Raw genomic sequence first — 22,949 nt, 5'->3', positions numbered from 1 at the left:
GGAGAGGGTCGTGACGACGATGACGGAAGCGTCCGTACGCGAGTTCAAGATGCCGGACGTGGGCGAGGGGCTCACCGAGGCGGAGATCCTCAAGTGGTACGTCCAGCCCGGCGACACGGTCACCGACGGCCAGGTGGTGTGCGAGGTCGAGACGGCGAAGGCGGCCGTCGAACTCCCCATCCCCTACGACGGCGTGGTCCGCGAGCTGCGCTTCGCCGAGGGCACCACGGTGGACGTGGGCACGGCGATCATCGCGGTGGACGTGACGGGCGGGGCGCCGGCCGAGGAGCCCGCCGCGGCCCCGGCCCCGGAGCCGGAGAAGAAGCCGGAGGGCCGCCAGCCGGTCCTCGTCGGCTACGGCGTGGCGACCTCCTCCACCAAGCGCCGCCCGCGCAAGGGCCCGGAGGTCACGGTCGCCGAGGCGGCGGCCCAGGCAGCGGTCCAGCAGGAGCTGAACGGCCACGGCCCGGCCCCGGTCCCCGCCCCCGCCCCCGCGCCCGCTCCGGCTGCGCATGAGGAGCGTCCCCGCCCGCTGGCGAAGCCGCCGGTGCGCAAGCTGGCCAAGGACCTGGGCGTCGACCTGGCCACGGTGACCCCGTCCGGCCCGGACGGCATCATCACGCGCGAGGACGTACACGCGGCGGTGCCGGCCGTACCGACGGCGGCGCCGCAGCCGACGGCCCCGGAGACCGCCGTGACCCCGGCCGCCGTCTCTCCCGACACCGCCCGGGAGACCCGTATCCCCGTCAAGGGCGTCCGCAAGGCGACGGCGGCGGCGATGGTGGGTTCGGCGTTCACGGCCCCGCACGTCACGGAGTTCGTGACGGTGGACGTGACCCGCACGATGAAGCTGGTGGAGGAGCTGAAGCAGGACAAGGACCTGCAGGGCCTCCGGGTCAACCCGCTCCTCCTCATCGCCAAGGCGCTGCTGGTCGCCATCAAGCGCAACCCGGACATCAACGCGTCCTGGGACGAGGCGAACCAGGAGATCGTGCTCAAGCACTACGTCAACCTGGGCATCGCCGCGGCCACCCCGCGCGGCCTGATCGTGCCGAACATCAAGGACGCCCACGCGAAGACGCTCCCGCAACTCGCGGAGGCGCTCGGCGAGCTTGTCGGCACGGCCAGGGACGGCAAGACGTCACCCGTCGCGATGCAGGGCGGCACGGTGACCATCACCAACGTCGGCGTCTTCGGCATCGACACGGGCACGCCGATCCTCAACCCGGGCGAGGCGGCGATCCTCGCCGTCGGCGCGATCAAGCTCCAGCCGTGGGTCCACAAGGGCAAGGTGAAGCCGCGTCAGGTCACCACGCTGGCGCTGAGCTTCGACCACCGTCTGGTCGACGGCGAGCTGGGCTCCAAGGTCCTGGCGGACATCGCCGCGATCCTGGAGCAGCCGAAGCGGTTGATCACCTGGGGGTGAACCCCGGGGAGAAGTGAGAGAAGGGCGAGACCGTGACTTCCAGTCACGGTCTCGCCCCTTCTTTGACCTGCGTAAACGCTGAGAGTGTAACTTCTGGTTATGGTCTCGGGACACTCTCAACCTGAGGGGCATAAGCTGCGAGTGGGCGGCCGCAAGGTCGGATTGCGACCGCCCACTCTCATTCCTTCACCACTCTCAGGGCTGGTTCAGCACGTAGACCGGTGCCCCCTCCTCCGTCCCACCCCGCGAGTGAATGCAGGCGTGCTTACGCAGCAGCCGGAGACACTCGTTGACGCGGTGCACGGTCAGCCCGGTACGCGCGGCGATGGATTCGAGCGGCTCGCGCAGCTCACCCTTCTCGACGAGGACAGGGGCGATCACGACGGCCACCGTCCATACGTCCTCGGTCACCGACAACCGCCGTCGCCAGTCGGCGAGTACGGACTCGGTGGTGGGAAGGGCCGCAGGCGGGCCGTGGGGCGTATGACGTTCGAGGACGAGGGCGTCGAGCCGGTCCGCGATGCGTTCCATGGCGTGCACCATGGCCTGTTGTACGGCGATCGTGGCCTTCTGTGTGGCCAGCATCTCTCGCTGCAACTCGATCAGTTCGCGCTGCCCGCTCACCAACTGCTCGTCCAGCTGAAGGTTGTGCGCCTCAAGCCGGACGATGGCTTCCGCGACCTGCTCCGGCATGGCGTACGCGACGGGCGCGCCCGGCTCGGTCGGCTGCACCTCGGCTTCTTCGAGAGTGTAAGAACCCTCTCGCTGGACTGTCGCGATGACCTCCGCGACCCACTGTTTGAAGGGGGCGCAGGCGGGCTTCGTGCAGGCGTTGACGAGGATGATCAGGCCCTGGAGATCGATGAGATTCATGTCTCGACGCCACCCCCGACCTGCGGGAACGTTGAGACCGTAAGCTCCACTTACGGTCTCAAGACACTCTCGGTGTTCTTCCGGAACGTGGTCGGCGAGAGCTTGCCGAGAGTTGGTGTGCCCCAGCTCCTTGCACACGTCCACCGCCGGAAACCAGTGCCTCCCGTCCGGCATGGTCAGCCGTCGTACCCGGGCTCCGGTCGCCGCGTACACGAAGTCGCTGATGTCGATGGCCTCGTGGCGGCCGGCGGGTTTCGCCTTCTTGTTCGGTTCGTTCATGTGAACCACCTCCGCTGCGGAACCTAGGGCGGAGAAAATCGAATATGCCAGTCAAATACCTGCATGTTCACGATTGCGAGGGAAGAACACGAGTTCCGCTGCGGGAGGTCGTACAGGTATGGCAAAAGGCCCGCCGCAGGGATTGCGGCGGGCCTTCGTCGGCTCGGTGCGAGGTGGGTCAGATGGTCGCGAAGCCGTAGTTCAGGAGCTTCGTCGCGTCCGTCGCGCGCTGGGTGATCGAGGAGGAGGCGAGGACGGTGCCGATGACCGTCTTGCCGTTGCGGGTCGCGGCGAAGACCAGGCAGTACTTGGCCTCGGGGCCGGAGCCGGTCTTGATGCCGATGGCACCGCTGTAGCTGCTGAGCAGCGTGTTGGTGTTGGTCCAGGTACCCATGGTGCGGGTGGAACCGGTCTTGGTGATCGTCTTCGCCGTGTACTTCTTCGTCTTGACGACCGTGCGGAACGTGGAGCTCTTCATCGCGCTGCTGGCGATCTTCGTCAGGTCGCGCGGCGTCGAGTAGTTGTTGCCGTTGCCGATGCCGTCGAAGGAGTCGAAGTGGGTGTGGGTCAGGCCCAGGTTCTTCGCGGCGGTGTTCATCTTGGAGATGAAGTTGGAGACGCGCTTGGCGCGGGTGGTGCCCGAGCCGTACGTGTCCGCGAGCGCGTAGGCGGCGTCGCAGCCGGAGGGCAGCATCAGCCCGTAGAGCAGCTGACGGACGGTGACCTTGTCGCCGACGATCAGGTGCGCCTGGGAGGCGTTGTTGGCGACGACGTAGTCGCTGTACGCCTTCTGGATCGTGACCTTCTTGTCGAGGTTCAGGTTCGACTGCGCGAGCACGACCTTGGCGGTCATGATCTTCGTGGTGGAGCCGGTGGACAGCTGGGTGTCCGCCTTCTTCGTGTACAGCGTCTTCGCGTTCGCGTTGTTCATGACGTAGCCACCCTTGGCCACGATCGAGGGCGCGGTGACGGCCTGCGCGGGAGCCGCGGTGAGGGCCCCGGTCGCGAGCATCGCGCCGGACGTGACGGCGACGGCGACGGCCCTGCGGAGGCTGGTGCCCTTAATACCGGTAATCAACTGAAATACCCCGAGTCGAGTCGAGTCGTAATGCCCCTGGCGTGCGGCCGAGTTGGGGGTGCCGAAGCGAATGGGGCCGCACGTGTGTGACACGTAAGTAGCACAGATGGTTGTGCGGCTGCTGAGAGCGATTTATGTCACGTCCGGATGGTGGACGCCCGTGCCCCTTGCGTACGTGTTGTATCTAAGCTGTGGGCATGAGCCTGGCCGTCAAGCAGCCCCCTGCCGCCGACCGCGTCTACTCCCATGTCAAGCAAGGCGTCCTGGACCGCCACTACGAAGGCGGCACGCTCCTCACCGAGGGCGAGCTGGCCGAGGCCGTGGGAGTCTCCCGCACCCCGGTACGGGAAGCGCTGCTGCGCCTCGAAGTCGAGGGACTGATCAAGCTCTACCCGAAGAAGGGCGCCATGGTGCTGCCGGTCTCCGCGCAGGAGATCGCGGACGTGGTGGAGACCCGGATGCTGGTGGAGGAGCACGCGGTACGCAAGGCCGTACCGGCGTCGGCGGGGCTGGTGGCCCGGCTCCAGGAACTGCTCGACCGGCAGAAGGCCGAGGCCGCCGCCGGCGACCTGGCCGCCGCGGCCGTCACCGACCGCTGCTTCCACGCCGAGATCGTCCGCGACGGCGGCAACGAGATCCTCTCCCGCCTCTACGACCAACTCCGCGACCGGCAGCTGCGAATGGGCGTCGCGATCATGCACGCCCACCCCGACCGCATCGCCAAGTCGCTGACCGAGCACGAGGAGATCCTGGACGCGCTGCGCGCGGGGGACGCCGATCGCGCGGTCGCCCTTGTGCACCGGCACGTCGACTGGTTCGCGCACCTGGCGCGGGGTGAGGTCCGATGAGCCGCGGCAGCGCGTCGCTGCCCGGTGATCCGCCGGGCGGCCGCCGTGCCGTCGCGGTCTGGGCCATAGGCGTCTCGGTCTACTTCGTCGCCGTCATCTTCCGTACGTCCCTCGGGGTCGCCGGTCTCGACGCGGCCGACCGCTTCCACGTGGGCGCCTCGGCGCTGTCCACGTTCTCGATCCTCCAGCTGCTGGTCTACGCGGGCATGCAGATACCCGTCGGCCTGCTGGTCGACCGCCTCGGCACGAAGAAGATGCTGTCCATCGGCGCCGTGCTGTTCACCGTCGGACAGCTGGGCTTCGCCTTCTCCCCGTCGTACGGCACGGCGCTCGCCTCGCGCGCGCTGCTCGGCTGCGGTGACGCGATGACGTTCATCAGCGTGCTGCGGCTCGGCACCCGCTGGTTCCCGGCCCGGCGCGGCCCGCTCGTCGCCCAGCTCGCCGGGCTGGTGGGCATGGCCGGCAACCTCGTCTCCACGCTGGTCCTGGCCCGGCTGCTGCACGGCATCGGCTGGACCCCGGCGTTCGCGGGCAGCGCGCTGGCCGGTGTGGTCGTCCTGGTCCTCGTGTTCCTGTTCCTGAAGGACCACCCCGAGGGGTACGAGCCGGAGCCCTTCCCGCACCAGGGGGCGGCGTACGTACGCAGGCAGATCGCGGCGTCCTGGCGGGAGCCGGGGACCCGGCTGGGCCTGTGGGTGCACTTCACCACCCAGTTCCCGGCGATGGTGTTCCTGCTGCTGTGGGGGCTGCCGTTCCTGGTCCAGGCGCAGGGGCTGTCCCGCGCCACGGCCGGTGAGCTGCTGACCCTGGTCGTCCTCTCCAACATGGTGGTCGGCCTCGTCTACGGCCAGATCGTCGCCCGGCACCACATGGCGCGGCTGCCACTGGCGCTGGGCACGGTCGGGGCGACGGCCGTGGTGTGGGCGGCGACGCTGGTGTACCCGGCCGACCATGCGCCGATGTGGCTGCTGGTGGTGCTCTGCGCGGTGCTCGGCGCGTGCGGACCCGCGTCGATGATCGGCTTCGACTTCGCGCGGCCGGCCAACCCGCCCGAGCGACAGGGAACCGCGTCCGGGATCACCAACATGGGTGGTTTCACGGCCTCGATGACGACGTTGTTCCTGGTGGGTGTGGTGCTGGATGCCACCGGCGACAACTACTCGGTCGCCTTCTCGTGCGTGTTCGTGCTGCAGGCGCTGGGGGTGAGCCAGATCCTGCGGTTGCGGGGGCGGGCGGTTCGGCGGGAGCGGGAACGGTTGGTGGCGAGCCGGGTGGAGACGGTGCACGTGCCCGCATAGGTTTTCCCGCCCGCGCACCACCCGTTTGCTGTGGGCAGAGAGGCCCGGCGACCTGTGGGGGCCGGTCGCCGTCGGCGGCTCTGCGTGCAGGGGCCGGTGATCTCCCACCCGCGCACCGCCCGTTCGCCGTTGGTGGAGGGGCTGGCGACCCGTGGGGGTATTCGCCGTCGGCGGCTTTCCGTGTCGGGTCAAGTCGTCGTCGGGACGAGGGTCAGGTAGGCCAGGCCCAGTACGCCCCGGTACGTCAGCCAGGCCGCGCGGTGGCTGTCCAGGCGGGATCGGGTCTCGGGCGCCAGAGGGTGGCCGGGGTTGGCCGCCAGCCATACCTCCGTGTCCGCCTGGTACGCCGACTCGAACTCCTCCCATTCCTCCGGGCCCGCCGTCTCGATCCACTCCGGGCGGAAGCCCGCGGCCACCGCCAGGTCGACGAGGGCGGCCAGGTCGTGGTGGTCGGCGGCCGACGCGCCGGGCCACATCCCGGCCAGCTCCGCCTCGGTCGGGGTGCGCTGCCAGAAACCCTCGCCGAGCAGGACGCGCCCGCCGTCGGCCACCAGCCGCCGCAGCTCCCGCAGGGCCGGCACCAGATCGTCGCCCAGTGCCTGGCTCGCCCCGAGGCACAGCACCACGTCGGCCGGGCCCCGGCCGGTGCCCACCGCCGACTCCTCGGCGAACTCCACCCGGCCGGACAGTCCCCGTGCCCCGGCGGCCCGCCGCCCCCGCTCCAGGTCAACCGCGTTCACGTCCACTCCGACGCCGTGCGCCCGCGGTACCGCCGCCAGCAGCCGGAGCATCAACTCGCCCCAGCCGCAGCCGATGTCCAGCACGCTGCCGGGATGCGTGGCCGCGAGGCGCCGTACCATCGCGGTCGCGCGGGCCTCGGAGAGCGGGCCGTGGAAGGTGAGCCGGGTGAGGCGGGGCGGGAGGTCGTCCTGCGGTGCGGTGGCTGTGGTCATGCCGGGAAGATAGGTCGTGAAGGCCGCCGCCGGGCACCGATTTAACGGCGCACCCCGCTGCCGCTTCCTTCCCGATTCTTACTGCTCTTACCGCGTGACGGCGAAGTTGCGCAGGATCGCCGCCGTCAGCTCCGGGTCGCCCTCCGCCTTCACCCGGTCCGCGACCGCGTCCGGGGTGGTGCGGCCGCAGGCCAGGCGGACGTAGGTCTCCCAGTCGAGGGTGAAGGTGGCGGCGGGGCCGAGGGCGGGGGCCGTTTCGAGAGTGCCGCGGCCCTGGATGTCGACGCGGATGGTGCGCATGAACTCGACGGGGCCGTGCACGTCCAGGACGATCGCCGAACTGCGCGGTGCGTTCGCCTTCTCGGCGACGACGGCGGGCAGCTCTCCGAGCAGCACGTCACGGGCGATGTGCGCGCCGGGGGAGTCGAGGTTGCCGGGGCGGCCGAGGGCGGCCCGCAGATCCTGCTCGTGCACCCACACGTTGAACGCATGGCCGCGCATGGAGTCTTCGAGGGTGAGCTCGGTGCCGAGCGGGCCGCGCACCTTGGTGCCCGGGTCCCGCGACTCGTTCCGCAGCTGGCGGTTGCGGCGGATGATCACGTACTCGAGCTCGGAGGTCATCTCCGGCGCCGTGTGGTGGCGGCGGACGTCGACCTGCATCTCCATGTAGCGCTGCTGGTCGTTGGTGACGTGGAAGAGGTCCCGCGGCAGGGTGTGGATGGGGCGCGGGTCGCCGAGCATCTCGCAGTCCAGGCCGATGACGTGGGAGACCACGTCCCGCACCGACCAGCCCGGGCACGGGGTCCGCCGGTTCCACTCGCCCTCGACAAGCGGCGTCACCAGCTCGGATATCGCTTCGATGGAGTGGGTCCAAGCGTCGGCGTAGGGCTGGAGGGTGGGATGCAGACTCACGGAACGGGACCCCTCGGCGGTCGGTACTCGGGCAGGTGATGGCGGCGCTGCCAGCGGGAGGTGGCTGCTGTCGGCGGGTGTCTTGAGACGTTAAGTTACGCTGCTGTGAGGCACCCCGGCAGTGCTTTCGTGTGACGATCGTAGGCCCGTGTGGACGGCTCGAATGCCAGGACGGTGGTAGTGTGCGTGCCTCGCTCATCCAGATCGACGTAAACGAGGGTGAATCGGTCGAATCCCGTCGGCAGCGCGTGACCACACTGGTACGTGAGCAGGCGGACTCCGATCTCGTCGTACTGCCCGAGCTGTGGACGACGGGCGCGTTCGCCTACGAGGAGTTCGCCACGGAGGCCGAGCCGCTCGAAGGGCCGACGTACGAGGCGATGGCGAAGGCGGCGAGCGACGCGGGCGTCTGGCTGCACGCCGGCTCGATCCCCGAGCGTGACCCGGACGGCCCCCTCTACAACACGGCTCTCGTCTTCTCCCCCTCCGGCGAGCTGGCCGCGGCCTACCGCAAGATCCACCGCTTCGGCTTCGACAAGGGCGAGGCGGTGCTGATGGGCGCTGGACAGGAGCTGGTGACGGTCCGGCTGCCCGGGACCACACTCGGCGTGGCCACCTGCTACGACCTCCGTTTCCCCGAACTCTTCCGCGGACTCGTCGACGCCGGCGCCGAGACGCTGGTCCTCTCGGCGGGCTGGCCCGAGCGGCGACGCGCGCACTGGACGCTGCTGGCCCAGGCGCGGGCGGTCGAGAACCAGGCGTTCGTGCTCGCGTGTGGAACGGCCGGGACGCACGCCGGAGTTCCGCAGGCCGGTCACTCGATCGTGGTCGATCCGTGGGGCGAGGTGCTGGCCGAGGCGGGCGCCGGCGAGGAGATCCTCACCGTCGACCTCGACCCGGCCAAGGTCGCCGCGACCCGCGAACAGTTCCCGGCCCTCAAGGACCGCCTCCTCGGCCTGGACCCCCCGCGCCACCGTTAGTCCCCCTCCCGCTCCTTGTCGGCGAGGTGGATCACGCACACCGCCACCGCGATCAGCAGCGCCGGATCCGCGTCGTCGCGTACGACGTCGACGCCGTAGGTCTCCCGCACGTGCAGCCAGCGCCGGGAGATCACGGCCAGCAGCTCGCCGTCGTACTCGACGGCGAACTCCCGGTCGAGGATCTTGCCGCTGACGTCGAGTTCGGTGCCGTCGACCAGGTGGACCCGGTAGTGGTTGCGCAGCAGCGACAGCCGCTTGCGTCTGATGGTCGCCAGGGGCTCGCCCTCGCGTTCGATCACCATGGTGTCGCGCAGGGCGAACATCTTCTGGTGGAAGTCGACGAGCACGCGCCCGTGCCGGTCCTTCAGCTCGAACGTGTCGCGCACCCGCATGGCCTTGCCGTCGACGAGGAAGACCTTGTCGCCGTGCTCGTCCTCGATCCAGTAGTCCTCACCGAAGCCGAGGATCCGGTCGCGTACCAGGAATCTCATGCCTGTACCCCTTCCCGCCCCACCGGCCCGAAACGCCGCCGGTAGTCCGACGGGCTGAGCCCGGTCTCGCGCCGCACTCGCGCCCGCAGGTTGGCCGCCGTACCGAGCCCGCTGCGCGCCGCGACGACGTCGAGCCGCTCCTCCCCGCGCTCGATCAGCCGACAGGCGAGGGCGACCCGCTCCCCGGTCAGCCAGGCCAGCGGGGTGGTGCCCAGCTGGGCGCGGAAGCGGCGGTGCAGGGTGGCGGGGGAGACGGCCGCCCGCGCGGCCAGGTCCGCCACGGTCAGCGGCTCGCCCAGCCGCTCCTGGGCCCAGGCCAGCAGCGGTCCCAGCGACTCGTCCGGCACCTCGGGCACCGGCCGCTCGACGAACTGCCGCTGCCCGCCGTCCCGGTGCGAGGCGAACACCAGCCGCCGGGAGACGGCGTTGGCGAGTTCTGCGCCGTGGTCCTGCCGCCAGATGTGCAGCCCCAGGTCCAGCGCGGCCGCGCTGCCGGAGGCGGTGAGCAGGTCGCCGTCGTCGACGAAGAGCACGTCGGGCCGGAGCAGCACCCGGGGATGCAGTTCCCGGAAGGCGTCGGCCCAGCGCCAGTGCGTGGTGGCCGGCCGCCCGTCCAGCAGCCCGGCCTCGGCGAGTGCGAACGTCCCGGTGCAGAAGCTCACGATGCGCATCCCGCGCGCGTGCGCGCGCCGGATCGCGTCGAGGACGTCCGCGCCGCGCGGTACGACGTTGTCAGGCCGCCCCGGTACGACGACCGTGTCCGCCTCGTCCACGGCCGCCAGCCCCGCCACCCCGCTCAGGGTGAAGAAGCCGTGGTTCATGCGCACCTCGGGGGTGGGCGCGCACAGCGTCACCTCGTAGGGCGGCACGCGCAGCCCCAGCTCGGGCCGCGGCAGCCCGAACAGCTCGGTGGCGACGCCGACCTCGAACGGGTTGGTCCCGGCGTCGACGATCACGGCCACGCGATGAGTCGTCTGAGAGGATCCTTGCGTCATATGCGATTTCTAGCACTCGCATCGATGCCGGGCCACGGCCCACGATGTTCGCCATGACCAGCGAACCCATCTCCCTCGCCCACGCCCTCGCCTCCTTCGAGGACCTGTGGAGCCCGCGTATCGTCACCGCCGTCAACGACTACGACGTGCGCGTCGCCAAGGTCGAGGGCGAGCACCTCTGGCACGTCCACGCCGACACGGACGAGTTCTTCCTGGTCCTGGAGGGCGAACTGCACATCGCCCTGCGGGAGCCGGCCGGCGAGCGCACGGTCGTCCTGCCCAGAGGCTCGGTCTTCACCGTTTTCCGCGGCACCGAGCACAAGCCGCACGCGCGTGTGCCCACCGAGATCCTGCTCCTCGAGCCCACCGGAACCCTCACGGTGGGCGATCGGCACGACGAGGTTCCCGGGCACGTGGACGCGACGACCGGACACGTCCTCACGTGACCGGGCCGCGGATTCCCCCGGTCCAATGGATGTCCGGGAGTTGAAGTCCCCGTGCGTGTGCAGAAGCTGCCCAACCAACGGGGTGGGCTCCGAGTCCGACGATGCGTAGTTCGCGTAGTCGCGCACGTTCCTCTCGGAGGTTTCCATGCACGCTCGTCCCGCCCGCCGCCGGGTCATACGCACCCTCCCGGCGATGACGCTGGCTCTCGGTGCGGCCATGGCCGCGGCACTCACCACGGCCGGTACCGCCGACGCCGCGACGGCACCGGCCACCGCCGCGGTCAACCAGTACGACTGGCAGCTCACCTACAAGGCCGCCGCCGGTCAGGCCAACAAAGCCACTGTCACCGCATCGCTCACCGCGGACCGCACGGGCATCGTCTACGTGATCGACGACGTTGTCCCGATCAGCGCGGGCCATGACTGCACCTACCCCGACAGCGCGGACCAGACCAAGGTTTCCTGCAGGGTCACCCTTGTGGACAGTCAGGACCCGTACGCCGCGCTGATCGTGAGCCTGGGCGACCGGGACGACACGCTCGCCTACAGGAACGCCACCGACCAGATCTACTTCTACGCCCAGATCTCACTCGGCACGGGCAACGACAAGGCCACCGACTCCGGTCGCCTCGACGGCGCCTACGTCTCCGGTGGCACGGGCAACGACACCATCACCGTGGGCAAGGAGGCTCTCGCCTGGGGCGACGACGGCAACGACACGATCAACGCGAGCGGCGGCGACAACATCGTGCAGGGCGGCAAGGGCGACGACGTGCTGCACGGCGGCAGCGGGGCCCAGTACCTGTCCGGCGACGACGGCAAGGACACCATCACCGGCGGAAGCGGCGCGGACACCCTGTACGGCGGCAAGGGCGACGACGTCCTGTACGGCAACAGCGGCAACGACAGGCTGTACGGCAACAGTGGTAACGACAGGCTGTACGGCGGTCCCGGCAGCGACAGGCTCTCCGGCGGTCCCGGCCGGAACGTGGTGCACCAGGACTGAGTGGACCGACGGGTCCGGGGCCCGAAGCCGGGCCCCGGACCAGGCCGATCTCTCCTTGCGGCTTTCGCCGGCACGCGAAGGCAAGAGCGCCATGGAGCGGCAGGAAGCCGACTGCCGGACCTGGGCGGTCCTGCACGGCCCGGTGGTTCGTCGGGTGCACGGGGACCGCGGAGACGTGAAGCTCCGTGCTTGTCGGAGAGGGGATCGTCACCGGGCGTGCGCCTCGGCCACACGTGCCCGGGCGCGCGAGCGACGGCAACCCGTGTGGGGAGGAGGCTGTGGTGTGAGGAATAGCGCCACGTGCGCGTGTGGTTGGCTTGAACCATGGCAAAACGCGTACGTGTCCGGGCCCCCGAGCTGTTCGGCAAGGGCGGCTGGATCAACACAGGTGACAAGCAGCTCAGCCTCGCGGAGCTCCGCGGGCGCATCGTAATTGTTGATTTTTGGACATTTTGTTGCGTGAACTGCCTGCACGTCCTGGACGAGCTGCGTGAGCTGGAGGAGCAGCACCGGGACACCGTGGTGATCATCGGGGTGCACTCGCCCAAGTTCGTGCACGAGGCCGAGCACCGGGCGGTCGTCGACGCCGTGGAGCGGTACGGCGTCGAGCACCCGGTCCTCGACGACCCGGAGCTCGCCACCTGGAAGCAGTACGCCGTCCGGGCCTGGCCGACGCTGGTCGTGATCGACCCCGAGGGGTACGTCGTCGCCCAGCACGCCGGCGAGGGGCACGCGCACGCGATCGCGCGGCTGGTCGAGGAGCTGGAGGCGGAGCACGAGGCGAAGGGCACCCTGCGGCGCGGCGACGGCCCGTACGTGCCGCCGGAGCCCGAGCCGACCGCCCTGCGCTTCCCCGGCAAGGCCCTGCTGCTGCCCTCGGGGAACTTCCTGGTCAGCGACACCACCCGGCACCAGCTGGTGGAGCTGGCCGAGGACGCGGAGACGGTCGTACGGCGGATCGGCTCCGGTACGCGCGGTTTCACCGACGGCACGGCGGACACCGCCTCCTTCAACGAGCCTCAGGGCCTCGCGCTCCTCGACGACGGCTCGGTGGTCGTCGCCGACACCGTCAACCACGCCCTGCGCCGCCTCGACCCGGCCACCGGTGCGGTGAGCACCCTCGCCGGCACCGGCCGCCAGTGGTGGCAGGGCTCCCCGACCTCCGGTCCGGCCCGCGAGATCGACCTGTCCTCCCCGTGGGACGTGGCGGTCTTCGGCGGCAGGGTGTGGATCGCCATGGCGGGCGTGCACCAGCTGTGGGCGTACGACCCGGAGACCGGAACGGTCGCCGTCGCCGCCGGCACCACCAACGAGGGACTGGTCGACGGGCCGGCGGCCGAGGCCTGGTTCGCGCAGCCGTCCGGCCTCGCGGCCACCGCCGACCGGCTCTGGCTCGCCGACTCCGAGACGAGCGCCCTGCGCTGGGTCGACCCGGACGGGCACGTCCACACGGCCGTCGGCACCGGCCTCTTCGATTTCGGCCACCGGGACGGCGCGGCCGGCCAGGCCCTGTTCCAGCACCCGCTGGGTGTGACGGCCCTGCCCGACGGCTCGGTCGCGGTGTCCGACACCTACAACCACGCGCTGCGCCGCTACGACCCGGCGACCGGCGAGGTCACCACGCTGGCGACGGACCTGCGGGAGCCGAGCGGCGCGGTGCTGGTCGGCGACGAGATCGTGGTCGTCGAGTCGGCCCGCCACCGGCTGACCCGGCTGCGGCTGCCCGAGGAGGCGGTCCAGGTGGAGTCGGTCGCCCACCGCACCCAGCGCGCGGCGACCGAGGTCGCGCCGGGCAGGCTCCGGCTGGACGTGGTCTTCCAGGCCCCGGCGGGCCAGAAGCTGGACACGCGCTACGGCCCGTCGACGCGCCTGCTGGTGTCGTCGACCCCGCCGGAGCTGCTGCTCAAGGGCGAGGGCGCCGACACCGACCTGTCGAGAGAGCTGGACCTGAACCCGGCGGTGCCGGAAGGCGTCCTGCACGTCTCGGCGATGGCCGCGTCCTGCGACGACGACGAGGCCAACGAGTACCCGGCCTGCCATGTGCACCAGCAGGACTGGGGAGTTCCGGTGCGTATCACGGAGAGTGGCGCGGACCGCCTTCCGCTGATTCTCGCCGGGATGGATCAACGTCCCTGAAAGGGGCGCTGGGGGTACCCCCGGCCGAAGGCTGGGGGAGGAACTGCGCGACCAGCCCCCACGCACCTGCGGCCGAAACACAACGGGCCACCGGCTACCGCCGCCGCGGAACCAGCTTGAACACCGCCACCCCGGCCGCCACCAGCGTCGTGGCCGCCACCACCATCGCCATGCTGTTGATCCACAGCCCGGTGGCGGCCAGGGTCGCACCGCCCGCGCCCACCGTGCCCGCGCCGATCACTCTGCCGTACATCGCTTTTCTCCTACGAGGGTTGGGGGAATCTCACGTAGCCACCCACTTCTCCTCGCTGCGGCGTACCAGCCCCCACAGCGAGGTGAAGTAGACGGCGTGCTGGAAGAGGTCGTAGAGCATCTCCGGGATCATCAGCGCGGCGACCAGGACGGCCCTGGGCCCCGCCCGCCGTACGGAGACGGTCTTCTCGACGATGAAGATCAGGCCGATCGCCGTCCAGAACGGCGACAGGCCCGGCCAGCCGTACAGCGAGGTGTACGCGGCCATGTAGGTCAGGTAGATCAGGAAGGAGAGCGCGCCGAAGCCCATCAGGAACTGCTGGACGAAGTAGCGGGCGGTGACCCGGGTCCAGCCGTAGTCGCGGAGGTTCTCCAGGGCGCCACGCTGCCACCGCAGCCGCTGGTGCCAGAGTTTGGGGAGCGTCGGCATGACCTCGGTGGTGACCGCGCAGCCCGCCGGGGACATGGCCCGGTGGCCGAGGGTCTTGACCGCCTTGGTCATCTCGTCGTCCTCGGTCAGCGAGGCGAGGCTGTAGTAGCCGGTGCCGCCGCCGAGTTCGCCGGCGCGGCGGGCCGCGCGGACCTCGCGCAGCACGCGGGCGCGGAACATCGTGCCGGTGCCGGTGAGGACCTGGGCCCTGCCGCCGGTCCGCTCCAGTTCCCAGGCGTAGCGGTGGAACTCCATGCGCTGCAGCAGGCCGAGGAAGCCGCCGCCGTCCTCGCCGTAGAAGACGCCGCCGACCGCGCCGACCTTGCGGTTGAAGGTGGCGAGCGCGGTCTCGACGAACCAGGGGTTGAGGACGGTGTCGGCGTCCTGGACGAGCAGCAGGTCCCGGTCGTCCAGGTGCGGGAGCACCCAGGCGATGGCCTGGTTGAGGGCGCCGGCCTTCTTGTGGGTGTTGCCCTGGGTGGGGAAGACCTGGGCACCGTGGGCGGCGGCGACGCCGGCCGTGTCGTCGGTGCAGTTGTCGGTGACGACGACGATCAGGTCGGGGCGCCGGGTCTGTTCCCAGAGGCCGTCGATCGCGTCGGCGATACGTTTCTGCTCGTTGTGGGCCGGGATCAGGACGGCGAGTCTTGGTCTGTCGTCCGGTTCCTCGGGCGCGGCGTGGGCACGGCGCGTGGCGTGACGGCGCACGGCTCGGTACCCCCCTGTCGTGAAGAACTCGGTGGATCCGGAAGCCGACGCTCCGGACCCGTCAGTGATCGAAATTCTTCACGAAATCCGTACAACTTCGGTAGTTGAACGCTGCAACGGATTGCTCACGGTTGCCTGTGATGGCCCTGTGAGTGCAGGTGTGTCCGTTACGCGCCGTACCCGTCCCCGTATCCGTCACGGTGGTGATGGTGCCGTTCCTCCTCGACCACCGTCGTCGGCGGCACCATGACCCGCCGGCGACTGGCGATGCTGCTGAACGTGGCGACGCCGATGATGCCGACGGCCATCAGGATCAGGCCGACGACGTCGAGATTGACGCCGTTCATGTGCCAATCGGTCGCGAACGTGAGGATGGCCCCCACGGCGATGAGGATGATGCACCCGCCGAGCCCCATGAGCGTTGCCTCCCCTTCAGGTTCGGTGGCTTTGGTCCACACCGGGTACCCAGGGACGGGCGGGCCATGTGCAACTACCCCTCCAGGAACGCCACCAGGGCGTTGGCCAGCAGGAACGGGTCGTCGGCGCCGCACAGTTCGCGGGCGCTGTGCATGGAGAGGATGGCCGCGCCGATGTCGATGGTCTGGATGCCGTGCCGGGCCGCGGTGATCGGGCCGATCGTGGTGCCGCAGGGCATGGAGTTGTTGGAGACGAAGGTCTGGAAGGGGACCCCGGCCTTCTCACAGGCGGCGGCGAAGATCGCGCGGCCCGAACCGTCCGTGGCGTAGCGGTTGTTGACGTTGACCTTGAGGATCGGGCCGCCGTTGGCGCGGGGGTGGTGCGTCGGGTCGTGGCGCTCGGCGTAGTTGGGGTGGACGGCGTGGCCCATGTCGGAGGAGAGACAGACGGTGCCCGCGAAGGCTCTCGCCCGGTCCTCGTACGAGCCGCCGCGCGCCAGCACCGAACGCTCCAGCACGCTGCCGAGCAGCGGACCGTCCGCGCCGGTGTCGGACTGGGAGCCGGTCTCCTCGTGGTCGAAGGCGGCGAGGACGGGGATGCAGGGCAGTTCGGTGCCGCCCGCCGCCACGGCTGCCAGGGCCGCCGTACCGGCGTGCACGGAGAGCAGGTTGTCCATCCGGGGGCCGGCCATCAGCTCCTGGTCGCGGCCCAGGTAGGCGGGCGGTTCGATGGCGTAGGTCATCAGGTCCCAGCCGGTGACCGAACCGGCCGGCAGGCCCGACTCCTGCTCCAGGAAGGCGATCAGGTCGCCGTCGCGGACGTCGTCGCCGAGACCCCAGATCGGCTGGAGATGGCGCTGCTTGTCGAGCTTGAGACCCTCGCTGCCGACCGAACGGTCGAGGTGGATGGCGAGTTGGGGCACCCGCAGCAGCGGTCGGTTCACGTCGACGAGGCGGGTGGAGCCGTCGCTCAGGCTGAGCCGGCCGGCCAGGCCCAGGTCGCGGTCGAGCCAGGAGTTCATGAGCGGTCCGCCGTAGATCTCCACGGCGACCTGGCGGAAGCCGTGCGCCCCGGTGTCCGGACGGGGCTTCACGCGCAGGTTCGGGGAGTCGGTGTGGGCGCCGACGATCCGGAACGGCGTGTGCGGCGCGGCGCCCTCCGGGACGTACCAGGCGATGATCGCGCCGCCGCGCAGCACGTACTTGCCACCGGCGGTGCCGTCCCAGGCGTCCGTCTCGGCGACCTGCCGGAAACCGGCCTTCTCCAGTCGTGCGCCGGCGTTCGCCACGGCGTGGTACGGCGTGGGACCGGCCGCGAGGAAGGACATCAGGTCGTCGGTGTGACCGCGATCGAAGCGGGAGGGTTCGCTCATGTGCTTCACCTTAACGACGTACGGTGGCCCGCTCCCCTGTGAAGGAGCGGGCCACCGCGGCGGACTCGGTCGGACGGAACGGTCAGAAGGCGGCTTCGTCCAGCTCCATCAGGTCGAGGTCGACGTCGGCCGCGATCTTGCGGGCCAGGGTGACGCCCGGCAGCACGTTGGCCGCGAAGAACTTCGCTGCCGCGATTTTGCCGGTGTAGAACGCCTTGTCCTTGTTCGAGGCCGTCTCCAGCTTCTCGGCGGCGACCGCGGCGCCCTTGAGGAGCAGGTAGCCGACGATCACGTCACCCGAGGCGAGCAGCAGGCGGGAGGTGTTGAGACCCACCTTGTAGATGTTCTTCACGTCCTGCTCGGTGGCCGCGAGGTCGGTCAGCATCAGGCCGACGATCGCCTCCAGCTCGACGGCGGCCTTCGCGAGGTGCTCGCGGGCGCCCGCCAGCTCCTCGCCACCCGTGCCGAGCGCCAGGAACTTCTTGATGTCCTCGGCGAGGGAGTTCAGGGCCGCGCCCTGGTTGCGGACGATCTTCCGGAAGAAGAAGTCCTGGCCCTGGATCGCGGTGGTGCCCTCGTACAGGGTGTCGATCTTGGCGTCGCGGATGTACTGCTCGATCGGGTACTCCTGCAGGAAGCCGGAGCCGCCGAACGTCTGCAGCGACTGGGCGAGCTGCTCGTAGCCCTTCTCGGAGCCGTAGCCCTTGACGATCGGCAGGAGCAGGTCGTTGAGCGCGTGCTCGGCCTTCGGGTCCTCGCCGTTCGCCTCCTTGACGGCGATCGCGTCCTGGATCGAGGCGGTGTAGAGGACCAGGGCGCGCATGCCCTCGGCGTACGCCTTCTGCGTGATCAGCGAGCGGCGGACGTCGGGGTGGTGGGTGATGGTGACCTTGGGCGCGGTCTTGTCCATGAAGTTCGCGAGGTCCGGACCCTGGACGCGCTCCTTGGCGTACTCCAGCGCGTTCAGGTAACCCGTCGACAGCGTCGAGATGGCCTTCGTGCCGACCATCATCCGGGCGAACTCGATGATCCGGAACATCTGGCGGATGCCGTCGTGCTTGTCGCCGATCAGCCAGCCCTTGGCCGGGTGGCGGTCGCCGAAGGTCATCTCGCAGGTGTTGGAGGCCTTCAGGCCCATCTTGTGCTCGACGTTGGTCGCGTAGACGCCGTTGCGCTCGCCCAGCTCGCCGGTCTCGAAGTCGAACAGGTACTTCGGGACGAGGAAGAGGGACAGGCCCTTGGTGCCCGGACCGGCGCCCTCGGGACGCGCCAGCACGTAGTGAAGGATGTTCTCCTCCATGTCGTGCTCACCGGAGGTGATGAAGCGCTTCACGCCCTCGATGTGCCAGGAGCCGTCCTCCTGCTGCACCGCCTTCGTGCGGCCGGCGCCGACGTCCGAACCCGCGTCGGGCTCGGTGAGCACCATGGTCGAACCCCAGGTCCGGTCCACGGCGATCTGCGCCCACTTCTTCTGCTCCTCGGTGCCCTCCTCGAAGAGGATGCGGGCGAACGCCGGGCCGGAGGAGTACATCCACACGGCCGGGTTGGCGCCGAGGACCAGCTCCGCGTACGACCAGATCAGCGACGGGGGCGCGGTCGTGCCGCCGATCTCCTCGGGGAGGCCGAGGCGCCAGTACTCGGAGTCCATGAAGGCCTTGTAGCTCTTCTTGAAGGAGGCCGGGACCGGGGCGGTGTTGGTCTCCGGGTCGAAGACCGGGGGGTTGCGGTCGGCGTCGGCGAAGGACTCCGCCAGCTCGTTCTCGGCGAGCCGGGTCAGCTCCTCCAGGACGCTCTTCGCGGTGTCGGTGTCCATCTCGGCGAACGGGCCGGTGCCGTACAGCTTGTCGCGCCCGAGCACTTCGAACAGGTTGAATTCGATGTCGCGGAGGTTGGACTTGTAGTGCCCCATGGTGACGGCTCCGTATCCGGATCGGCGAGGCACTGAATCCTCGCGCAAGCTTTCACATACCAACGAGTAGCTCCGATGATGCTACCCGTCGGTAATAAGACGCAACCCCCATCGGGTGAAGTGTGAGAAGGGTCTACCTTCTCGCAGACGCCGCGTGTCTCGGTAGGCTTGCGCGCATGTATGGATACGGCCAGCCCATGGACGGTGGGGCCGCTCAGCAGCAGTACACCCCGCCGCAGCAGCAGATGGCCGGCGGCCTCGGGGGGTACGGCCAGCAGCCGCCGCTCTACCCCGAGCCGTCCCCGCCCTCGCTCGCGGACGCGGTGCGCGCCTTCACCACCGGACAGCTGACCGCCGAGGACTTCCAGCAGGTCTTCGCCACGTCCAAGGTGTACTGCCCGCGCGGCGACAACCCCGGGTTCCTGGCCCTGCACAACACCCAGCAGCCGGTCATCCCGATGTTCACCTCGCTCAAGGAGCTGCGCCGGTACGCGGGCAAGGAGTCCAAGTACTTCGTCATCACCGGCGCGGAGGTCATCGACCTCCTCCCGACCGGCTACGGCTTCGTCCTGGACATGGAGGGCGAACACCGGATGGTCTTCGACGCGAAGGCGGTCGAACAGATGGTGGAGTTCGCGATGCGGCGGATGTACGGGTAGCGCTTCGCTGGGAGGGCCGCGATGTGGCGTCGGTAGTCTGCGGCTTCGTCGTGGCTGGTCGCGCAGTTCCTCCCCCGGACTTCGGCCGGCGGTACCCCCAGCGCCCCTGACGGGGCGCTGCCGACAGCGCCTCCGAAAACTCACCCCCTCTTTGTCACAGCCATGCCATAGGCTGCCCCCGGCAGCCGCGCCCCGCGCGCAACCGCTCTTTCCGCGGTCGTGCACGGATGCCGCGCGGCGCTCTCATCCACCCGGCGAACCCGGGTTCTCACTGGGGGTTTCATCACTGTGCGCATGCGCAGCACTTCGGTCGCGACGGCGCTCGCGGTCGTCTTCAGCTCGGCGGCGCTGAGCGTCGTGGCGGCGGGGACCGCCTCGGCAGCCGCCACCACCGTCACCAACATCGGCGGGTTCGTCGTGGACGGCGCGCTCCAGCGGGTGTTCGTCGGCGACGCGGCCAACGGCCGGATCCTCGCCTCCGACTACAACGGCACCCTCGTCGACGTGAACGTCGGCTTCGACGGCGTCAGCGACCTGGCCCTGTCGGACGACGGCAGCACCCTGTACGCGGCGCTGCCCAACACCCACCAGGTCCTCGCGCTCGACCCGGCCACGCTGGACGTGAGGACGACGTACAGCATCCCGACCACCACCGGACCCCGGCACGTGGCCTTCGCCGGCGGCAAGGCGTGGTTCTCGTACGGCGACCAGTGGGACGGCGACATCGGCTCCATCGACCCGGCGGTGGACCCGGCGGGCGGGACCGACCCGGTGGCGATGGCGCAGTTCCCCACCGAGGGCACCTCGGCCGGCATCTGGGGCCAGGGGCTGCTGGACACCGACTCGACCCGTCCGGGCCTGCTGGCCGTCGGGGAGACCGGTATCTCCACCGACTCCATGGCCGTCCTCGACGTGTCGGGCGGCACCGCCAAGGTCACCGCCTGGTACGACGGCGACTACACCCTGAACAGCGGCATCGGGGACATCGACCTCGTCCCCGGCGCCGACCAGGTACTGGTCAACGGCACCGACCGGGACGCGTGGGCGGACGGCAAGTTCAGCAAGGCCGGTGCCTACCCCGGCGCGTGGGGTGCCGACGTCGCGCCGAACGGGCTGGTCGCCCAGTTCAACGCGGGCAAGGTCGCTGTCTACCGGCCCGATGCCACCAAGCCGCTGCGCACCTACACCGCCGGCTCCACGACCGACTACGCCGTCGGCAACCTGCGCTGGGCGCCGGACTCCTCGCGGATCTTCGCGCTGGTGCCGAACGGCGGCACCTTCACGCTCAAGGCCCTGACCCAGCCGACGCTCAACGTGCCGACGCTCACGGTCAACGCCCCGAGCTCGGCGGCCCGCGCCAAGAAGCTCACCGTCACCGGCAAGCTCTCGGCGACGGTCCCGCTGCCCGCCGGCGTCAAGCTCTCCGTCACCCGTACCGACGTCGAGAGCCCCGGTGGCAAGGCGCTCGCCGCCGTCACGGTCAAGGCGGACGGCACCTACTCCTTCGCCGACACCCCGCCGGCCGGCGGCACGGTCACCTACAAGGTGACCTACGCGGGCGACGCCGACCACGCCGCGGCCACCGCCTCCGACAAGGTCGCGGTCTCGCGCGCGGCGACGAGCCTGAGCCTGAACAACAACGGCAAGCTGTACAACTACGGCGCCGACGTGAAGTTCACCGCGCACCTGGGGACGACGTACAAGAACCGCTCGGTCAAGATCTACGCGGACCCCTTCGGCGGTGACAAGGGCAAGAAGCTGATCAAGACCGGCAGGGTGGACTCCCACGGGAACATCGCCGCCTGGGTGGACATGACCCGGGACACGGCCGTCTCCGCGGTCTTCGACGGCGACGCCCGCTACGCGCCGAAGACCGTGAAGGCCACGGCGTACGCGCGGGTCAAGATCTCCACGTCCCTCTCCAGGTACTACAAGACGGCGAAGATCGGTTCGACGTCGTACCGCTGGTTCCACAAGAACACCAGCCCGGTGTTCAACACGACCATGACCTACTACCCGGGCCGTGAGCACCGCCTGGACCTGGAGGTCTACTACCAGGGCAAGTGGTACTCGACGGACTCCGAGTACTTCAAGCTCGGCACGAACGGCAAGACGGCCGTGCAGTTCGACGCTCCCGGCGAGTCCGGCATCCGGGCGCGGATGCGCTCGGTGTACGTCAACGGCTCGTCCGGCGACACCGTGAACTCCACGACCTACGGCGCGTGGAACTACCTCTACTTCAGCAACTGATCCACCGATCGGGGATGACCGGGCCCGGAGGGAATGTCCTCCGGGCCTTCTCCGTTAGGGGTGGCAGAAAGTTCAACGCTCAACTAAAGTGGGCGCACAAGGAGGAGCCAACATGCCTGCAGTGACTGTCGAGAACCCGCTCACCCTGCCTCGGGTGGCCGCGCCGGCCGACGCCGTGGCCCGTCCCGTGCTCGCCGTCACGACCGCGCCGAGCGGTTTTGAGGGCGAGGGTTTCCCGGTGCGCCGGGCGTTCGCGGGGATCAACTACCGCCACCTCGACCCGTTCATCATGATGGACCAGATGGGTGAGGTGGAGTACGCGCCGGGCGAGCCCAAGGGCACCCCCTGGCACCCGCACCGCGGTTTCGAGACCGTCACCTACATCATCGACGGCGTCTTCGACCACCAGGACAGCCAGGGCGGCGGCGGCACCATCACCAACGGCGACACCCAGTGGATGACGGCCGGCTCCGGTCTCCTCCACATCGAGGCCCCGCCGGAGTCCCTCGTCGTGTCCGGCGGCCTCTTCCACGGCCTCCAGCTGTGGGTGAACCTCCCCGCCAAGGACAAGATGATGGCGCCGAGGTACCAGGACATCCGCGGCGGCCAGGTGCAGCTGCTGACGACCCCCGACGGCGGTGCGCTGCTGCGCGTCATCGCGGGCGAACTGGACGGCCAGGCCGGCCCCGGCATCACCCACACCCCGATCACGATGATCCACGCGACCGTCGCCCCGGGCGCCGAGGTCACACTGCCGTGGCGTGAGGACTTCAACGGCCTCGCCTACGTGCTGGCGGGCAAGGGCTCGGTGGGCGCCGAGCGCCGCCCGATCCACCTGGGTCAGACGGCCGTCTTCGGCGCGGGCTCCTCCCTCACCGTCCGCGCGGACGAGAAGCAGGACTCGCACACGCCGGACCTGGAGGTCGTGCTGCTCGGCGGGCAGCCGATCCGTGAGCCGATGGCCCACTACGGCCCGTTCGTCATGAACACCAAGGACGAGCTCATGCAGGCCTTCGAGGACTTCCAGAAGGGCCGCCTGGGCACGATCCCGGCCGTACACGGCATGACGGAGACCGGCCCGCAGGCGTAACCGACACCGCCCCCAAAGAGACCCGGCGCCACCCCGCGCCGGGCCTCTCGGCATACACCACCAACTCAACCTCGCCTCTCCATGGACCGAGTCGTCTTCCTGTCTCCGGCCTCGCGTCTTCGTCGGCCGAGTCGGGTGGTG

The 22,949-nt window shown here is 69.8% G+C and carries 21 protein-coding genes; 10 read left to right on the top strand and 11 right to left on the bottom strand.

The features are described from left to right. The first annotated feature begins 10 nt into the window (after nt 1-10). On the top strand, nt 11-1,426 hold the full coding sequence (locus ACFY0P_RS10000; RefSeq protein ID WP_388909270.1) for a dihydrolipoamide acetyltransferase family protein: 1,416 nt from the start codon (nt 11-13) through the stop codon (nt 1,424-1,426). 195 nt (nt 1,427-1,621) lie between these two features. Here ACFY0P_RS10000 and ACFY0P_RS09995 read toward each other — a convergent pair whose 3' ends face one another. Together ACFY0P_RS09995 and ACFY0P_RS09990 are read right to left on the bottom strand one after the other, a co-directional pair. Next, nucleotides 1,622-2,578: a Bro-N domain-containing protein gene (locus ACFY0P_RS09995; RefSeq protein WP_388909268.1), complete on the bottom strand. Its 957-nt coding sequence runs from the start codon at nt 2,576-2,578 to the stop codon at nt 1,622-1,624. Nucleotides 2,579-2,756: 178 nt separating this feature from the next. After that, nucleotides 2,757-3,656: a D-alanyl-D-alanine carboxypeptidase family protein gene (locus ACFY0P_RS09990; protein ID WP_388909266.1), complete on the bottom strand. Its 900-nt coding sequence runs from the start codon at nt 3,654-3,656 to the stop codon at nt 2,757-2,759. Between the two features lie 197 nt (nt 3,657-3,853). On the opposite strand from ACFY0P_RS09990, the gene ACFY0P_RS09985 reads away from it, so the two are divergent. Beyond that, nucleotides 3,854-4,504, top strand: a complete 651-nt coding sequence (locus tag ACFY0P_RS09985; protein WP_388909264.1) for a GntR family transcriptional regulator — start codon at nt 3,854-3,856, stop codon at nt 4,502-4,504. Next, nucleotides 4,501-5,802 (top strand): nitrate/nitrite transporter, encoded by a 1,302-nt coding sequence (locus tag ACFY0P_RS09980; protein WP_388909262.1) that lies wholly within the window; start codon nt 4,501-4,503, stop codon nt 5,800-5,802. Before ACFY0P_RS09985 ends, ACFY0P_RS09980 begins: the two co-directional genes overlap by 4 nt. A 188-nt stretch (nt 5,803-5,990) precedes the next feature. Here ACFY0P_RS09980 and ACFY0P_RS09975 read toward each other — a convergent pair whose 3' ends face one another. After that, nucleotides 5,991-6,755 (bottom strand): SAM-dependent methyltransferase, encoded by a 765-nt coding sequence (locus tag ACFY0P_RS09975; protein ID WP_388909260.1) that lies wholly within the window; start codon nt 6,753-6,755, stop codon nt 5,991-5,993. Nucleotides 6,756-6,842: 87 nt separating this feature from the next. Continuing rightward, nucleotides 6,843-7,667 (bottom strand): maleylpyruvate isomerase family mycothiol-dependent enzyme, encoded by an 825-nt coding sequence (locus tag ACFY0P_RS09970; RefSeq protein WP_388909259.1) that lies wholly within the window; start codon nt 7,665-7,667, stop codon nt 6,843-6,845. 182 nt (nt 7,668-7,849) lie between these two features. Here ACFY0P_RS09970 and ACFY0P_RS09965 point away from each other — a divergent pair, with 182 nt between their 5' ends. Continuing rightward, nucleotides 7,850-8,647: a carbon-nitrogen family hydrolase gene (locus tag ACFY0P_RS09965; RefSeq protein WP_388909257.1), complete on the top strand. Its 798-nt coding sequence runs from the start codon at nt 7,850-7,852 to the stop codon at nt 8,645-8,647. On the opposite strand, the gene ACFY0P_RS09960 is transcribed toward ACFY0P_RS09965, so the two are convergent. Beyond that, nucleotides 8,644-9,138, bottom strand: a complete 495-nt coding sequence (locus ACFY0P_RS09960; protein ID WP_388909255.1) for an LURP-one-related/scramblase family protein — start codon at nt 9,136-9,138, stop codon at nt 8,644-8,646. The two genes, ACFY0P_RS09965 and ACFY0P_RS09960, sit on opposite strands and share 4 nt — an antisense overlap. Beyond that, the gene (locus ACFY0P_RS09955; RefSeq protein ID WP_388909253.1) at nt 9,135-10,133 is read right to left on the bottom strand and encodes a GlxA family transcriptional regulator; all 999 of its coding nucleotides are present in this window, start codon (nt 10,131-10,133) and stop codon (nt 9,135-9,137) included. Before ACFY0P_RS09955 ends, ACFY0P_RS09960 begins: the two co-directional genes overlap by 4 nt. A gap of 53 nt (nt 10,134-10,186) precedes the next feature. On the opposite strand from ACFY0P_RS09955, the gene ACFY0P_RS09950 reads away from it, so the two are divergent. The 3 genes from ACFY0P_RS09950 to ACFY0P_RS09940 all read left to right on the top strand — a co-directional run bounded on the left by ACFY0P_RS09950 (nt 10,187) and on the right by ACFY0P_RS09940 (nt 13,721). Continuing rightward, a complete protein-coding gene (locus tag ACFY0P_RS09950; protein WP_388909251.1) occupies nt 10,187-10,579 on the top strand; it encodes a cupin domain-containing protein in 393 nt (130 codons plus the stop codon). Between the two features lie 145 nt (nt 10,580-10,724). Then, nucleotides 10,725-11,585, top strand: a complete 861-nt coding sequence (locus tag ACFY0P_RS09945) for a calcium-binding protein (protein WP_388909249.1) — start codon at nt 10,725-10,727, stop codon at nt 11,583-11,585. Between the two features lie 324 nt (nt 11,586-11,909). Then, nucleotides 11,910-13,721, top strand: coding sequence for an NHL domain-containing thioredoxin family protein (locus ACFY0P_RS09940; protein WP_388909247.1), 1,812 nt, complete (start codon nt 11,910-11,912; stop codon nt 13,719-13,721). A gap of 94 nt (nt 13,722-13,815) precedes the next feature. Here ACFY0P_RS09940 and ACFY0P_RS09935 read toward each other — a convergent pair whose 3' ends face one another. The 5 genes from ACFY0P_RS09935 to ACFY0P_RS09915 all read right to left on the bottom strand — a co-directional run bounded on the left by ACFY0P_RS09935 (nt 13,816) and on the right by ACFY0P_RS09915 (nt 18,809). Then, nucleotides 13,816-13,974: a hypothetical protein gene (locus tag ACFY0P_RS09935; protein WP_388909245.1), complete on the bottom strand. Its 159-nt coding sequence runs from the start codon at nt 13,972-13,974 to the stop codon at nt 13,816-13,818. 30 nt (nt 13,975-14,004) lie between these two features. Then, the gene (locus ACFY0P_RS09930; RefSeq protein WP_388909243.1) at nt 14,005-15,111 is read right to left on the bottom strand and encodes a glycosyltransferase; all 1,107 of its coding nucleotides are present in this window, start codon (nt 15,109-15,111) and stop codon (nt 14,005-14,007) included. A gap of 167 nt (nt 15,112-15,278) precedes the next feature. After that, nucleotides 15,279-15,527 (bottom strand): DUF6458 family protein, encoded by a 249-nt coding sequence (locus ACFY0P_RS09925; RefSeq protein WP_351956724.1) that lies wholly within the window; start codon nt 15,525-15,527, stop codon nt 15,279-15,281. 74 nt (nt 15,528-15,601) lie between these two features. Then, nucleotides 15,602-16,900: a M18 family aminopeptidase gene (locus tag ACFY0P_RS09920; RefSeq protein WP_388909241.1), complete on the bottom strand. Its 1,299-nt coding sequence runs from the start codon at nt 16,898-16,900 to the stop codon at nt 15,602-15,604. Between the two features lie 82 nt (nt 16,901-16,982). Then, nucleotides 16,983-18,809: an acyl-CoA dehydrogenase gene (locus ACFY0P_RS09915; RefSeq protein ID WP_388909239.1), complete on the bottom strand. Its 1,827-nt coding sequence runs from the start codon at nt 18,807-18,809 to the stop codon at nt 16,983-16,985. Nucleotides 18,810-18,985: 176 nt separating this feature from the next. On the opposite strand from ACFY0P_RS09915, the gene ACFY0P_RS09910 reads away from it, so the two are divergent. The 3 genes from ACFY0P_RS09910 to ACFY0P_RS09900 all read left to right on the top strand — a co-directional run bounded on the left by ACFY0P_RS09910 (nt 18,986) and on the right by ACFY0P_RS09900 (nt 22,808). Then, a complete protein-coding gene (locus tag ACFY0P_RS09910; RefSeq protein WP_388909237.1) occupies nt 18,986-19,468 on the top strand; it encodes an SseB family protein in 483 nt (160 codons plus the stop codon). 294 nt (nt 19,469-19,762) lie between these two features. Continuing rightward, nucleotides 19,763-21,718, top strand: coding sequence for an Ig-like domain repeat protein (locus ACFY0P_RS09905; protein WP_388909235.1), 1,956 nt, complete (start codon nt 19,763-19,765; stop codon nt 21,716-21,718). Between the two features lie 112 nt (nt 21,719-21,830). Next, entirely contained in the window at nt 21,831-22,808 is a 978-nt protein-coding gene (locus tag ACFY0P_RS09900; RefSeq protein WP_388909233.1) for a pirin family protein, read from the top strand. Nucleotides 22,809-22,949: the final 141 nt, after the last annotated feature.

Origin of the sequence: Streptomyces sp. NPDC001714, assembly GCF_042892755.1 — a bacterium.
In the GTDB taxonomy this organism is placed as follows: Bacteria; Actinomycetota; Actinomycetes; order Streptomycetales; family Streptomycetaceae; genus Streptomyces.
Note: the sequence above shows the minus strand (reverse complement) of the source record. Positions and strands in the feature narration are given on the sequence as shown.